At 61.3% G+C, this 13567-nt stretch carries 15 protein-coding genes; 10 read left to right on the forward strand and 5 right to left on the reverse strand.

Features of this window, described 5'->3' with window-relative positions:
• The first annotated feature begins 5 nt into the window (after positions 1 to 5).
• From ftsY to rpoH, 4 genes are all read left to right on the forward strand, one after another.
• Positions 6 to 1535 (forward strand): signal recognition particle-docking protein FtsY, encoded by a 1530-nt coding sequence (ftsY, locus tag F568_RS0114975; protein WP_019019563.1) that lies wholly within the window; start codon positions 6 to 8, stop codon positions 1533 to 1535.
• Positions 1532 to 2212 carry a cell division ATP-binding protein FtsE gene (gene ftsE, locus F568_RS0114980; RefSeq protein WP_019019564.1) on the forward strand — a complete coding sequence of 227 codons (681 nt, stop codon included), beginning with the start codon at positions 1532 to 1534 and terminating at the stop codon, positions 2210 to 2212. Before ftsY ends, ftsE begins: the two co-directional genes overlap by 4 nt.
• Positions 2209 to 3216 carry a permease-like cell division protein FtsX gene (ftsX, locus tag F568_RS0114985; protein WP_019019565.1) on the forward strand — a complete coding sequence of 336 codons (1008 nt, stop codon included), beginning with the start codon at positions 2209 to 2211 and terminating at the stop codon, positions 3214 to 3216. The genes ftsE and ftsX overlap by 4 nt, the downstream gene beginning before the upstream one ends.
• A gap of 159 nt (positions 3217 to 3375) precedes the next feature.
• Complete coding sequence (gene rpoH / locus F568_RS0114990) at positions 3376 to 4242, forward strand: RNA polymerase sigma factor RpoH (protein WP_019019566.1); 867 nt, start codon at positions 3376 to 3378, stop codon at positions 4240 to 4242.
• A gap of 93 nt (positions 4243 to 4335) precedes the next feature.
• Here the strand turns inward: rpoH and slmA are convergent, their stop codons facing one another.
• From slmA to coaBC, 5 genes are all read right to left on the reverse strand, one after another.
• The gene (gene slmA, locus F568_RS0114995) at positions 4336 to 4953 is read right to left on the reverse strand and encodes a nucleoid occlusion factor SlmA (protein WP_019019567.1); all 618 of its coding nucleotides are present in this window, start codon (positions 4951 to 4953) and stop codon (positions 4336 to 4338) included.
• 125 nt (positions 4954 to 5078) lie between these two features.
• Positions 5079 to 5990: an acetylglutamate kinase gene (gene argB / locus F568_RS0115000; RefSeq protein WP_019019568.1), complete on the reverse strand. Its 912-nt coding sequence runs from the start codon at positions 5988 to 5990 to the stop codon at positions 5079 to 5081.
• A gap of 108 nt (positions 5991 to 6098) precedes the next feature.
• Entirely contained in the window at positions 6099 to 7481 is a 1383-nt protein-coding gene (locus F568_RS0115005; RefSeq protein WP_019019569.1) for a phosphomannomutase/phosphoglucomutase, read from the reverse strand.
• A gap of 94 nt (positions 7482 to 7575) precedes the next feature.
• Positions 7576 to 8064, reverse strand: coding sequence for a dUTP diphosphatase (dut, locus tag F568_RS0115010; RefSeq protein ID WP_019019570.1), 489 nt, complete (start codon positions 8062 to 8064; stop codon positions 7576 to 7578).
• The gene (coaBC, locus tag F568_RS0115015) at positions 8061 to 9383 is read right to left on the reverse strand and encodes a bifunctional phosphopantothenoylcysteine decarboxylase/phosphopantothenate--cysteine ligase CoaBC (RefSeq protein ID WP_019019571.1); all 1323 of its coding nucleotides are present in this window, start codon (positions 9381 to 9383) and stop codon (positions 8061 to 8063) included. The genes dut and coaBC overlap by 4 nt, the downstream gene beginning before the upstream one ends.
• 191 nt (positions 9384 to 9574) lie before the next feature.
• Here coaBC and radC point away from each other — a divergent pair, with 191 nt between their 5' ends.
• From radC to F568_RS0115045, 6 genes are all read left to right on the forward strand, one after another.
• Complete coding sequence (gene radC / locus F568_RS0115020; protein WP_019019572.1) at positions 9575 to 10249, forward strand: RadC family protein; 675 nt, start codon at positions 9575 to 9577, stop codon at positions 10247 to 10249.
• Between the two features lie 295 nt (positions 10250 to 10544).
• Positions 10545 to 10781 carry a 50S ribosomal protein L28 gene (gene rpmB, locus F568_RS0115025; RefSeq protein WP_019019573.1) on the forward strand — a complete coding sequence of 79 codons (237 nt, stop codon included), beginning with the start codon at positions 10545 to 10547 and terminating at the stop codon, positions 10779 to 10781.
• Between the two features lie 12 nt (positions 10782 to 10793).
• Positions 10794 to 10949: a 50S ribosomal protein L33 gene (gene rpmG / locus F568_RS0115030; RefSeq protein WP_019019574.1), complete on the forward strand. Its 156-nt coding sequence runs from the start codon at positions 10794 to 10796 to the stop codon at positions 10947 to 10949.
• A gap of 111 nt (positions 10950 to 11060) precedes the next feature.
• On the forward strand, positions 11061 to 11891 hold the full coding sequence (mutM, locus tag F568_RS0115035) for a bifunctional DNA-formamidopyrimidine glycosylase/DNA-(apurinic or apyrimidinic site) lyase (RefSeq protein ID WP_019019575.1): 831 nt from the start codon (positions 11061 to 11063) through the stop codon (positions 11889 to 11891).
• A 130-nt stretch (positions 11892 to 12021) separates the two neighbouring features.
• Positions 12022 to 13212 carry a class I SAM-dependent rRNA methyltransferase gene (locus F568_RS0115040; protein ID WP_019019576.1) on the forward strand — a complete coding sequence of 397 codons (1191 nt, stop codon included), beginning with the start codon at positions 12022 to 12024 and terminating at the stop codon, positions 13210 to 13212.
• 10 nt (positions 13213 to 13222) lie between these two features.
• Positions 13223 to 13552, forward strand: coding sequence for a putative signal transducing protein (locus F568_RS0115045; protein ID WP_019019577.1), 330 nt, complete (start codon positions 13223 to 13225; stop codon positions 13550 to 13552).
• Positions 13553 to 13567: the final 15 nt, after the last annotated feature.

Below are 13567 nucleotides of genomic sequence, written 5' to 3' on the forward strand. Positions count from 1 at the left end.
CGCCCATGTTCGGTTTTTTCAAGCGCAAGAAGAAGCAGGAATCAGATCAGCAGGAAGCGCTCGAGCGGCAACAGGCCACTGAGGCAGAGGCGCGCACTGTCGACGAGGAGAGTGCCGCGGAAGCGGCGGTGCATGAGCACGATCCAGAAACCCGGCAGGCGACGGAGTATCGCCCCGACGAGCTCGAACGGGATGCGTCCCGGGAGGCGCTGGATGGTGATCTGGCCACGGGCGAGGCCCACACTGCCCTCGATGAAGAGCCGGTGGAGACGCCCTACGAGTCACTGGCCGAGGAAGTAAAGCGCCCCGAGGCCGACATCACGAATCGTGAATCGCCGAGCGATGAGGCACTGACGGAGGATGAGGCATCAGCGACGGAGGTGGAACCGCTGGCCCCAGAGCCTGAAACCCCGACGGTAGGTACCAGCGATACTCGGGATGGCGATACCAAGGTAGACACCCTGGCGCAGGCCACCGAGGAAGCTCAAGAGGAAGTGCGCCGCCAGGCGGGTGATATCGAGGGCGATAGCACGGCCGAGGTACCCCACGAAACGTCAGCGGCTACGGCTGGGCGCGACAAGCCCAAGAGCGAGAAGCGTGGTTGGTTGGCTCGTATCAAGGCCGGTCTGGGCAAGACCCGGGCCAATTTGACCGATGGCTTGGCCAACCTGTTCCTGGGCAAGAAGCAGATCGATGACGAGCTCATGGAGGATCTCGAGACCCAGCTCTTGATGGCCGATGTCGGCATCGAGGCGACAACCGAGATCATCGACAAGCTTTCGGCCCGGGTCTCGCGCAAGGAGCTCGGCGATCCACAGGCCCTCTACCGGGCGCTGCAGGAGGAACTCGCCGAGTTGCTCGCCCCGGTCGCCACGCCGCTATCACTCCCCCCCAAGGGTGAGGGCCCGTTCGTGATTCTCATGGTCGGTGTCAACGGGGTCGGCAAGACTACTACTATCGGCAAGCTGACCAAGCGTTTTCAGGCCGAGGGTCGCAGTGTCATGCTCGCTGCCGGTGATACCTTCCGTGCTGCTGCAGTGGAGCAGCTCAAGGTCTGGGGCGAGCGCAATCGGGTACCGGTCGTCGCCCAGCATACCGGGGCCGACAGCGCCTCGGTGATCTACGATGCCTTGGCGGCGGCCAAAGCGCGCAAGGTCGATGTGCTGATTGCCGATACCGCTGGTCGACTGCACAACAAGGGCCACCTGATGGAGGAGCTCAAGAAAGTGCGCCGGGTAATGGCCAAGCTCGACGAGGCAGCGCCTCACGAAGTGATGCTGGTTCTCGATGCCGGCACCGGCCAGAACGCTTTGGCACAGGCGAGTACCTTCAACGAGGCGGTTCCGGTCACGGGTATCACCCTGACCAAACTCGATGGTACTGCCAAGGGTGGGATCATCTTCGCCCTGGCCAAGCAACTGGGCACCCCTATCCGCTTTATCGGGGTCGGTGAAACCTTGGATGATCTGCGTCCCTTCGCGGCGGATGACTTCGTCAACGCACTGTTCTCGCAGGATGAAGAGAACGCGGGATGATCGCTTTCGAGCATGTGGGCAAGCGTTACGGTGGGCGCTTCGAGGCGCTCGCCGACATCAATTTCTCCGTGCAGCGCGGCGAGATGGTCTTCCTCACCGGCCATTCCGGGGCCGGCAAGAGCTCTCTGCTGCGCCTGATCATGCGTCTCGAGCGACCCTCCCGCGGGCGTATTCTGGTGGCTGGCTACGATATCGACCGTCTGCATTACAGTCAGGTCCCGTTTTACCGTCGTCAGATCGGCGTCGTCTTTCAGGATCACCAACTGCTTTCCGATCGTGACGTATTCTCCAACGTGGCGTTACCACTCGAAATCCAGGGCGTCGAACCCCACGAGGCGGCCCGTCGCGTACGGGCCGCGCTCGACAAGGTCGGCCTGCTGCATCGCGAGAAGGCGTTGCCGATCGAGCTTTCCGGTGGCGAGCAGCAGCGGATCGGCATTGCACGCGCTGTGGTTAACAAGCCGGCGTTGCTGCTGGCCGACGAGCCTACAGGCAACCTTGATCCTCAGTTATCGGCGGATATCATGCGTCTGTTCGAGGACTTCAACCGCATCGGCACCACGGTGATGATCGCCAGCCACGACCTGGCGCTGATTGCCCGCTTGCGCCATCGGGTGTTACGGCTGCGTGAAGGGCGCTTGATCGCCGATGAGCACGCCGCACGGGAGGTCGTATGACCTCCGGGGCTTCCAGGCGCAGCGAGAAACGAGTCCCTGAGGCCGCCGCGCCGCGCCGAGGCGCACGTGTCCAGCGCACCGGACTGGACAGTCGAGTTCGCGCCTGGAGTCGTCATCATCGGGCCATGGCTCGTGACAGTGCGTTTCGGCTGGCACGTCGCCCACTCGGCAGCTTGCTGACCATGGTGGCCATTGCTATCGCCCTGATCCTGCCCTGTGCCCTGTGGCTGGTCATGGACAGCGCCAAGGTGCTGGATACCGAGCTCGACGAGAGTGCCACGTTGACGGTTTACCTGTCGGCCTCGCTCGGTGAACGTCAGGCCATGGACATAGCAGAGACGTTACGTGCCCAGCCTGGCGTGGCCGGTGCCCGCTTGGTCACGGCGGCCGAAGGCATGGCCGAGTTTCAGCAGGCACTGGGACTTGAGGATGCCTTGAGCGAGTTGGAGGAGAATCCGCTGCCTGCGAGTATCATCGTCTCGCCCCGTGACGTGTCTCCGCAGGCCGTGAATGGCCTGGGTGAACAACTGGACGAGGTCGAGGGCGTCGACGAGGTACGCCTAGACCTGGCTTGGCTCGAGCGCCTCAATCGCCTGGCTGAGCTGGGTCAACGGCTAACCCTGGCGCTAGGTGTACTGTTTGGTCTCGGGGTATTGCTGATCGTCGGCAACACCATCCGGTTGGCGGTGGAGAGTCGTCGACAGGAGATCGAAGTGGTGACGCTGATCGGGGCCACTCATGCTTTCGTTCGCCGGCCCTTCCTGTACAGTGGAGCCTGGTACGGCCTGGGCGGGGGGATGCTGGCCTGGGCCATCCTGTCTCTGGGGAGGCAGTGGTTGGCGGCGCCGGTCCAGGCGCTGGCACAGAGTTATGGGGCGACCTTTGTCATGCCGTCGCTGGGGCTGGAGGGTTCGGCAATCCTGCTGGTTTCTAGTACACTACTAGGCTGGTTGGGCAGCTGGATGGCGGTGAGTCGTCATCTAAAGGACATACGGCCCCGCTAAGATGAAAAGGCAGAGTGGGTGTTCGCCGGTTTTGGTTTGCGGAACTTCACGCTGTAGTTGCGGTCCTATGGGTCGCGCAGTTATGTTAGGCGTCTAATTATTGTCGGGTCGAGCCGTTGCATGGCTCCCCGCTTCGTGGGCAACATGGAGACATCCTGCATGAGCACCAGTCTTCAGCCTATTGGCCAGCTTTCGCCGGGCCATGATCTGAATGGCTACATTCAGGCAGTCAACAGCATTGCCGTGCTGACTGTCGAGGAAGAGCGCGAACTGGCCTTTCGCCTGCATGATCATAATGATCTGGAGGCTGCACGCCGCTTGGTCATGTCACATTTGCGCTTCGTCGTGCATATAGCACGCAGCTATTCTGGGTATGGGCTGCCACAGGCTGACCTGATCCAGGAGGGCAACGTCGGCCTGATGAAGGCGGTCAAGCGCTTCGACCCGAACCAGGGCGTGCGACTGGTATCCTTCGCCGTGCATTGGATCAAGGCGGAGATTCACGAGTTCGTGTTACGCAACTGGCGCATCGTCAAGATTGCGACCACCAAGGCTCAGCGTAAGCTGTTCTTCAACCTGCGCAGCGCCAAGAAGCGTCTGGCCTGGTTGAACAATGATGAAGTCGACGCCATTGCCAAGGATCTCGACGTTAAACCCGAGGTGGTTCGCGAGATGGAGGGGCGTCTTTCGGCGTTCGATGCCGGCTTTGATGCCTCGCCTTCCGATGATGACGACCAGGCTTATCAGGCCCCGGTGCACTTTCTCGAGGACAGTCGCTACGACCCGGCAGTTCAGCTCGAGGACAGCGACTGGGAGGAAGATTCAACCCGTCGCCTCCAGGATGCCTTGGCCAGCCTCGACGAACGCTCTCGTCACATCCTGCAAAGCCGCTGGCTGGCAGAGAACAAGGCGACACTGCACGAGTTGGCCGATGTCTACGGCGTTTCCGCCGAACGTATCCGGCAGCTCGAAAAGAACGCCATGAAGAAGATTCGCCAGCAATTGGGTGAAGCGATGGCTGCCTGACGGAGAAGCCCAAGTGGCCAGCCCTTCGCCCTGATGAAAGCGCCCGGCAAGAGATTGCCGGGCGCTTTTGCATTTCAGTGCAGCGCTGTCAGGTCAGGCGCGGGCTATGGTAGGAATCGGTGCAAGGAGCTGACTGGACAGCAGTGACCATTGTTCGCTCCAGTAATCCGTTGGTAGCCGCTTGAAGTCGCTGCGGACATACTGACCGATTCGACCCTCGGCGTAAGCCAGCAGCAGGTTGGCTGCCGAAGAGACCGGTAAGGTGGTGCGCAATCCATCGTGCAGCTCGGCCTCGCGCAAGACCTGCTTGAGCTGAGTTTCCAGACGTTCGAAAAGCTGCCCCATGCGTATCCGCAATCGGGCGGTCTCTCCGGTTAACGCGTCGCCGTTGAGCAGCCGGCACAGGCCGGGGTTCTTTTCGGCGAAGCCCAGCAGCAGCATGAGGATATGCTGGCAGCGGGAAGGCGCGTCGGTCGTTTCGTCGAGGATGCGTCGGATACGCTCGAACAGGCTTTCCTCGATGAACTCGATCAACCCTTCGAACATGCGCGCCTTGCTCGGAAAATGGCGATAGAGTGCGGCTTCCGAAACGCCGACCTGACGAGCCAGCGAAGCGGTGGTGATGCGTTTTCCGCTATCTTCTTCGAGCATCAGCGCAAGCGCCTGGAGAATCTGCTCCCGGCGACTCTGCTTGGTAGTAGCCTGCGTCATGGCGTTCTTCTAGTAATATTTTATGGTCTCGCTAATCGTACTTGGGGGGGCGAGCCAGGGCAAACGGCAACATTCAATGGCGAGACAACGCACTGCACCGGCGTGCAGTGCGTGAGTGGGATGGCTCAGTCGGCGTGCTGGGCGGTGTCGGTAATCAGGGTGCCAACACCGGCATTGGTGAAGATTTCCAGCAGGGTGGCGTGCGGGACTCGGCCGTCGATGATGTGCGAGCTGGCCACGCCGCCCTTGACAGCCTCCAGGGCACAGCGAATCTTGGGCAGCATGCCGCCGTGGATTGTGCCGTCGGCGATCAACGCGTCGACCTGTTGGGTCGACAGACCTGTCATGACCTCGCCTTCGGCGTTCATCAGGCCGGCAACATTGGTCAATAGCATGAGCTTCTCGGCGCGCAGTGCCTCGGCGACCTTGCCGGCGACCAGGTCGGCATTGATATTGTAGCTATTGCCCTTGGCGTCGACGCCGATCGGCGCGATCACTGGAATGAAGTCGCGGGCGGTGAGCATTTCGATCAATTCGGTGGAAACATGCTCGACCTCGCCGACGTGGCCGATATCGATAATCTCGGGCACGGTCATCTCGGGGCTCTTGTGTTCCACCTTGAGCTGGCGTGCGCGAATCTGACCGCCATCCTTTCCTGTCAGGCCGATTGCCTTGCCGCCACACTGGTTGATCTGGTTGACGATGCTCTTGTTGACCAGCCCGCCGAGAACCATCTCTACCACGTCCATGGTTTCGGCATCGGTGACCCGCATGCCATTGACGAACCGCGACTCGATCTTGAGCTTGCCGAGCAACTCGCCGATCTGCGGGCCGCCGCCATGCACGACTACCGGATTGATGCCCACTTCCTTCATCAGCACCATGTCGCGGGCGAAGGAGTCGACCAGCGCCTCCTCGGTCATGGCATTGCCGCCGTACTTGACCACCACGGTCTTGCCAGAGAAGCGCTGGATATAGGGCAGGGCTTCGGACAGGACTTCGACTACCAGGCGGGGGTCGCGGGGTTGTTCGCTCATCGGCGATCAGTCTCCTCAGTATCAAACGAGTCGCCGGCCCGCAGGCCGACGACAATACGTTCAGAATATGTCTGAAAGCCGCTCTGTACAGGCGCTTCCAGGCATGGCTTAGAACGGAAGCTCGGCATCCGGTGCTACCTGCTTGAGCGCATCGCGGAAGCAGGCCTGGATGCGGTCGAGTGCCTCTTGGCTCTTGCCCTCGAAGCGCAGCACCAGCACCGGTGTGGTGTTGGAAGCGCGGCACAGGCCCCAGCCGTCGGGATAATCGACGCGGATACCATCCAGTGTCGTTTTCACGCCATCGTTACCGAAGTCGCCTTCCTTGGCCAGTTTCTCGACGATATCGAACTTGTTGTCGTCGGTGACCTTGACGTTGAGTTCGGGCGTGCCGAGATCCTGCGGGAAACGATGGAAGAAGGTGTCGGCATCGTCATCCTGCTTGGAGAGGATTTCGAGCAGGCGCGCAGCACCGTAGATGCCATCATCGAAGCCATACCAGCGCTCCTGGAAGAAGATATGGCCACTCATCTCGCCGGCCAGCTGGGCGCCGGTTTCCTTCATGCGTGCCTTGATCAGGGAATGACCGGTACGCCACATTTCCGGGGTGCCGCCGGCCTTCTCGATGACCTGCGCCAGGTTGCTGGTGCATTTGACGTCGAAGATGACGCGGGCGCCGGGGTTGCGGGTGAGCATGTCCTCGGAGAAGGCCATCATCAGGCGGTCAGGGTAGATCACCTCTCCCTTGGGCGTGACCACGCCCAGGCGGTCGCCGTCGCCGTCGAAGGCCAGGCCGATGTCGGCGCCGGTTTCCTTCACCTTGGTGATGACATCCTTGAGATTCTCGAGCTTGCCGGGATCGGGGTGGTGATTGGGGAAGTTGCCGTCGATGTCGTCGAACAGGGGAATTGTTTCCACGCCCAAGCGCTCGATGAGCTTGGGACCCAGTTCGCCGGTCACGCCATTACCGCAATCGACCACGGCCTTGATCGGGCGGCTCAGCTTGACGTCGCCGAGGATGCGCTCCAGGTAGGCATCGCGAATGTCGTGTTCACGTACCGAACCTTCGCCGCTTTCCAGATCGTCGTTCTTGATCCGCTCATAGAGCGCGGTGATGGCATCGCCGGACAGCGTTTCGCCGCCCAGGACAATCTTGAAGCCATTGTAGTCCGGCGGGTTGTGGCTACCGGTGACCATGACGCCCGAGGCGGTGCCGTCGAGTACGTAAGTGGCAAAATAGAGTACCGGCGTCGGTACCATGCCAATGTCGATGACGTTGCGTCCGGCCGCGTTGAGGCCGCGTGTCAAGGCGTCCTTGAAGCGCATCCCCGACAGGCGCCCGTCCCGGGCAACTACCACGGTGGACTCGCCGCGCTTGGCGGCTTCGCTGCCGATGGCACGTCCGATCAGCTCGACGCTGTCATCGGTCAGGGTATCGTCCACGATGCCGCGGATGTCATAGGCGCGGAAAATGGATGGGGTTATCTGGGGCATGATCCCTCCTTGGTGTCGACGGGTGTCGTTATGTCTCCCGGCACGATGCCGGGTGCTTCCTGAAAAGCCTCGCGCAATGCGGGCATACCTTTTATCAATGCCGGCCGGAGTGGCCAAAACCGCCTTCGCCGCGCAAACTGACGTCGAAATCCTCGACGACGTCGAGTTCGGCCTGCACTACAGGCACGAGTACGTATTGCGCCAGGCGTTCGCCGGGCTCCAGCGTGAACGCCTGCTGGCCCCGGTTCCAGACGGAAATCATCAGTTCGCCCTGGTAATCCGAATCAATTAGGCCGACCAGGTTGCCCAGCACGATGCCATGCTTATGACCCAGGCCCGAGCGTGGCAGGATCAGGCCGGCAAGGCCGGGGTCAGCGATATGCACGGCTAGTCCGGTGCGCACCAGTTCACTGTCGCCGGGAGCGAGTTCCAGTGGTGCGTCGAGTAGCGCGCGCAGATCCATGCCGGCACTGCCTTGCGTCGCATAGTGCGGCAATGGATATTGATGGACCCGCTCGTCGAGGATCTTGACGGAAAGTCGGGCGCCGCCGCGGGCGGCGGCGGGTGTTGTAGCGTTACTCATGGGGTGTCCTGTTGGGGCGTCTGCAGCGCCTCGCGTTGCTTGGCGTGAAAGCGCTCCATGACGGTGGTAATGATCGCATCGGCCAAGGTGGCCTTGCTCTGGGGTGGCAGTTCGAGACGGCCCGACTCGCTGGTGGTGTCGCGCCACAGGAGCAGGGCGGCGTTCTCGTCGGCACCAAAACCCAGGCCGGCCTGACTGACATCGTTGGCGACGATCATGTCGAGATTCTTGCGCACCAGCTTGTCGCGGGCATAGGACTCGACATCGCGCGTCTCGGCAGCGAAACCGACCACGAACGGGCGTGGTTCGGCAACGGCTATTGCGGCAACGATGTCGGGATTCTTGACCAGGCGCAGTTCCAGTGCCTCATCTCCCGATGTCTTCTTGATCTTGTGCTCGCTGAATCGCTCTGCCCGGTAGTCGGCAACGGCGGCACAGCCGATAAAGATGTCGCTGTCGATGGCGGACTGCCGTGCCGCCTCATACATTTCATTGGTCGACTCGACGTCGATACGCTCGACGCCAGCCGGCGTGGGCAGGTTGACCGGGCCGCTGATCAGGCGAACTCGGGCGCCCCGTCGGGCGGCGGCGGCTGCCAGGGCGTAGCCCATCTTCCCCGAGCTGTGGTTGGTCAGGTAACGCACCGGATCCAGCGGCTCGCGTGTCGGCCCGGCGGTCAGCGTAATGGCCAGTCCCAGGGCATCGAGCGAAACAGTATCGTCCGGTGCGGAATCGATAGAGGCACTGGCAGAGGCCGACTCAAGAGGGAGGTTGTCTGCCGGTGCGAACAGCATTGCGACGATGGCTTCGGGCTCCAGCATGCGACCTGGGCCGATGTCTCCACAGGCCTGGTCTCCTGCATCGGGTCCGAGCAGACGCCAGCCATACTCCGTGAGGCGGGTGACGTTGTCCTGAGTGGCCGGGTGGCGCCACATGGCCTGATTCATGGCCGGCGCCATCATGCAGTCGGCTTGCGTGGCTAGGCACAAGGTGGTGAGCAGATCGTCGGCATGGCCATGGGCGAGGCGTGCCATCAGGTCCGCCGTGGCCGGAGCAATCAGTACTATGTCGGCCCAGCGGGCCATCTCGATATGCCCCATGCCGGCTTCCGCCTCCGGGTCGAGCAGTGAGGTGCGCACCGCCTCGCCGGTCAGGGCCTGCAACGTCAACGGCGTAATGAACGCCTGGGCTCCCTCGGTCATCACTACGCGGACCTCGGCCCCGGCCTTCTTCAACAGCCGCGCCAGGTGAGCGCTCTTATAAGCAGCGATGCCGGCGCTGATGCCCAGCAAAATGCGCTTTCCGGCCAGATGCGACATGGCAAGCAATCCTAGTGATCCCGGTGGGTTACCTTACCATTACGTGCACGCTTTTGCGTAGCGCAACCGTTTGCCAGGCGGCGTGGCGCTGTCAGTAATGGCGTACATGAAAAGAGTAGGTTGCCGATTCAGACTAGCTGCGAATGTCGCGTAATGTAAGTCCCGGTGCGTCTATGTAACGAGGAGAGGGGATGGGGATCCGGGACTGGCCCGAGGGCGAGCGACCGCGTGAAAAGCTGTTGTCGTTGGGGGCGGCGGCATTGTCGGATGCGGAACTGCTGGCGATCTTTCTGCGCGTGGGCGTGAAGGGTCGCTCGGCGGTGGATCTGGCGCGGGATCTCTTGAGTGGCTTTGGCGGGCTACGCCAGTTGCTGGAAGCTGACCGTACGCTTTTCTGTGCTGAGCATGGGCTGGGGGAGGCCAAGTTCGTGCAGCTACAGGCGGTGCTGGAACTCTCCCGCCGTCACCTGGCCAGCCAGATCGAACGTGGTGGCGCGCTCACCTCGCCCGCCCTGGTCCGTGCCTTTCTGTCATCGCACCTGCGTCACCTCGGTCACGAGGAGTTCGCTGCGCTGTTTTTGGATACCCAGCATCACGTGATTCGCTTCGAATCGATGTTTCGTGGCACGCTGGACAGTGCCTCGGTCTACCCACGGGAGGTGGCCCGGCGCGCGCTGGAGTTGGGCGCTGGTGCGGTGATCTTCGCTCACAATCATCCATCGGGCGTTGCCGAGCCCAGCGGGGCCGACCGGCGTATCACCGAGCGGCTCAGGGAGGCGCTGGGCCTGTTCGATATTCGGGTGCTGGACCATTTCGTGGTGGGTGATGGTGAAGTGGTGTCGTTTGCGGAACGCGGCTGGCTATAAAGCGCAACTGGATGCACTCAGTCAGGCGGGGGTAAAAATCGAATTGCGATGCGTGTTTGCACCGGCAAACCCCGCTCACGCGTCGATTCAGCCTGGCCTGACTATTGTTCGCTCAGTTCCCTGGCACAGGGTTTGTTGAAGTAGAAAACGTTGCCGTGGCGGCATGTCTCTGGTATAAAGTACGCCCTTTGACTTCCTTGGGTTAATTAAGGGGCGGAAGGCGGTTACCTGCCATTCTCTCTTCCCGGTTTGCCCGACAGGTTTTGAACAACTCGCCCAGCGGTTGGAGGCTCTCATGTCCAAAGTATGTCAGGTTACCGGCAAGCGTCCGGTGACTGGTAATAACGTATCACACTCCCAGCGCAAGACGCGTCGTCGTTTCGTGCCCAATCTGCATACCCATCGGTTCTGGGTAGAGTCCGAGAAGCGCTTCGTCAAGCTGCGCATCTCATCCAAGGGCATGCGCATCATCGATAAGAAGGGCATCGAAGAGGTGCTTGTAGACATCCGCAAGCGCGGCGAGCAGATCTAAGGGAGTTGCATCATGCGTGACAAGATCAAGTTGGTGTCCAGCGCCGGTACCGGCCACTTCTACACCACAGCAAAGAACAAGCGTAATACGCCGGACAAGCTTGAATTCAAGAAGTACGATCCGGTGGTTCGTAAGCACGTGATTTACCGGGAAGCCAAGATCAAGTGATCTGAGAGCCTCCGTGGCAGATCGGGTTTTATAGACCCGGCCCGCCGAGAAAGACCCGGCCAAGGCCGGGTCTTTTTGTATCTGCATCAGACGTTGTAAGTGGAGTTTCTCATGCCCGAGCTACCCGAAGTCGAAACCACACGTCGCGGCATTGCACCGCACATCGTGGGTCGCGAGATTACCGAGGTAGTGGTCCGAGAGCGGCGGCTGCGTACTCCGGTTCCCGAGGACCTGATCGATCGTCTGATTGGTCAACGTATCGGTGAGCTGGGACGACGTGCCAAGTACCTGTTGCTTCCGGTGCAGTCGCCGGAGGGCAATGAGCGTACGCTAGTCTGGCATTTGGGAATGTCGGGGAGCCTGCGTATCGCCCGGGTTGGAGATCTCCCCAAGAAGCATGACCATGTCGATGTAGTCGTCGAGGATGGCAGTGTCCTGCGCTATCACGACCCCCGCCGCTTCGGCTTCGTCGATTGGCTGCAGGGCGACCTCGACAGCGATTCTCGCTTCCGCCGACTGGGGCCAGAGCCGCTGTCACCGGACTTCACCGGGGAGCGGCTGTACACGATGTCACGCGGGAAGCGTCTGGCGGTCAAGCCGTTTCTGATGGATAACGCGATTGTCGTAGGTGTAGGCAATATCTACGCTACCGAAGCCTTGTATATGGCAGGCATTGATCCGCGTCGGGCGGCGGGGAGAATCTCGCGTGAACGTTACCTACGCTTGGCCGAAGCAGTGCGTGACGTGCTAGCCGCCGCCATCACCCAAGGTGGCACCACCCTGCGTGACTTTGTCAGTGGTACCGGCGAGCCGGGCTATTTCGCCCAGCGTCTCAATGTCTATGGTCGGGCTGGTCAGGCTTGCCGGCAGTGTGGCGATGAGCTGCGACTGATTACGTTGGGTCAGAGGGCGAGTGTCTATTGTGCTCACTGCCAAACCTGACACACCACGGGCTGGCCATTGCACGTCGACATCCAGACAAGCCGAACGTCATATATCGATACGCATTTTCCTTCCTGTCATCCTTGCGCGTTAGAATACGCGCAGTCCTTTCATTCTGACGGAGAGTTCCGTGTCCGAACGCCTGCGCCTCAAGAAGAATGCCGACCGTCGTCTCAAGGCGGGGCATCTTTGGCTCTATTCCAACGAGATCGATATCGAGGCGACGCCGCTCAAGGGAGTCGAGCCCGGTGCCCAAGCCATTATCGAGGCTGCCAACGGCAAGCCGCTGGGGGTGGCCTACGTCAATCCGCATTCACTCATCTGTGCTCGGGTGGTCTCGCGTGACGCCAACGTACGCCTCGACCGCTCATTGCTGGTGCATCGCTTCAATCAGGCGCTGGCGCTGCGTCAGCGGTTGTTTGCCAAGCCGTTCTATCGACTGATTCATGGTGAGGGCGACCTGTTGCCTGGCCTGATAGTCGATCGCTTCGACGACGTGCTGGTCGTCCAACTCAACACGTTGGGTATGGAGCATCTGGGCGATGAGATCGTTGCCGCATTGGATAAGGTACTGTCGCCGCGGGCCATCGTGTTCAAGAACGACTCTTCCGGGCGACGCCAGGAGCAGCTTGAGCGTCAGGTCGAGGTGGTCTTTGGCGAATTGCCGGAGCAGGTCCTGCTGGAAGAGAACGGCGTACGCTTCGTCGCACCGGTGATCGATGGCCAGAAAACTGGCTGGTTCTACGATCATCGCGCCAATCGCGCCTGGCTCAATGGACTTGTGGCCGGCAAGCGTGTGCTCGACGTGTTCAGTTACGTTGGCGGTTGGGGCGTACAGGCGGCCGCCCATGGGGCGACGGAAGTACTGTGCATCGATAGTTCCGCCGAGGCGCTGGAGCGTGTCGCCGAGAATGCGGCGCTCAATGGACTTGCCGAGCAGGTAGCCATCGGCGAGGGCGATGCCTTTGAGGCGCTGGCCGCGCTCAAGGCCGAAGGCGAGCAGTTCGACGTGATCGTGCTCGATCCGCCGGCTTTCATCAAGAAGCGCAAGGATATTCCTAACGGCGAGCGAGCCTATTCGCGTCTCAACCGCGAGGCTATGCGCCTTCTGGGGCGCGACGGCCTGCTGCTGAGTGCTTCATGCTCGATGCACTTGGCGCCTGAGCGACTGGTCGAATGCGTGCGTGGCGCGGTACGTCACCAGGACCGGCATGGCCAGATCATCTACCAGGGTGGTCAGGGCTCGGACCATCCGGTGCATCCATCGATTCCCGAGACGGCCTACCTCAAGGCGCTGGGCGTACGCGTCTTCCGCGACTAGGGGAAGTTCCGTGACGGCCTCGGGTGAACTTTGCCTGTTTGCGCATTCCAATGCGCTGTTGGTCAGTCATGTACGGAATGTGCTCCAGGCAGCCGGCGTTGACTGCGAACTGCGCAACATGGCGCTGGGTGGTGGGGCTGGTGAGCTACCACTCAGTGAGTGCGAGCCGGAGATCTGGGTCGCGGCGCGTCATTACGGACAGGCCATGGCCCTGTTGCACGAAGCCCTGCATGGGCCGGATGATGTGCCGTCTTCCTGGTATTGCCGACAATGCGGCGAGACGCTCGATGGCGTGTTTGACGCCTGCTGGCAATGCAGCACGCCCCGTAACAAGGAATGATGAGAAGGGGCAGCG

Origin of the sequence: Modicisalibacter luteus DSM 23508, from assembly GCF_000378505.1 — a bacterium.
GTDB lineage: Bacteria > Pseudomonadota > Gammaproteobacteria > Pseudomonadales > Halomonadaceae > Modicisalibacter > Modicisalibacter luteus.

Bases quoted from the DNA above. Each gene is read 5' to 3' on its own strand.
- dut (WP_019019570.1), bottom strand. From the start codon at position 8,064: ATGAGTAACGCTACAACACCCGCCGCCGCCCGCGGCGGCGCCCGACTT.
- ftsY (WP_019019563.1), top strand. From the start codon at position 6: ATGTTCGGTTTTTTCAAGCGCAAGAAGAAGCAGGAATCAGATCAGCAG.
- ftsE (WP_019019564.1), top strand. From the start codon at position 1,532: ATGATCGCTTTCGAGCATGTGGGCAAGCGTTACGGTGGGCGCTTCGAG.
- slmA (WP_019019567.1), bottom strand. From the start codon at position 4,953: ATGACGCAGGCTACTACCAAGCAGAGTCGCCGGGAGCAGATTCTCCAG.
- ftsX (WP_019019565.1), top strand. From the start codon at position 2,209: ATGACCTCCGGGGCTTCCAGGCGCAGCGAGAAACGAGTCCCTGAGGCC.
- coaBC (WP_019019571.1), bottom strand. From the start codon at position 9,383: ATGTCGCATCTGGCCGGAAAGCGCATTTTGCTGGGCATCAGCGCCGGC.
- radC (WP_019019572.1), top strand. From the start codon at position 9,575: ATGGGGATCCGGGACTGGCCCGAGGGCGAGCGACCGCGTGAAAAGCTG.
- F568_RS0115005 (WP_019019569.1), bottom strand. From the start codon at position 7,481: ATGCCCCAGATAACCCCATCCATTTTCCGCGCCTATGACATCCGCGGC.
- argB (WP_019019568.1), bottom strand. From the start codon at position 5,990: ATGAGCGAACAACCCCGCGACCCCCGCCTGGTAGTCGAAGTCCTGTCC.
- rpmG (WP_019019574.1), top strand. From the start codon at position 10,794: ATGCGTGACAAGATCAAGTTGGTGTCCAGCGCCGGTACCGGCCACTTC.
- mutM (WP_019019575.1), top strand. From the start codon at position 11,061: ATGCCCGAGCTACCCGAAGTCGAAACCACACGTCGCGGCATTGCACCG.
- rpmB (WP_019019573.1), top strand. From the start codon at position 10,545: ATGTCCAAAGTATGTCAGGTTACCGGCAAGCGTCCGGTGACTGGTAAT.
- rpoH (WP_019019566.1), top strand. From the start codon at position 3,376: ATGAGCACCAGTCTTCAGCCTATTGGCCAGCTTTCGCCGGGCCATGAT.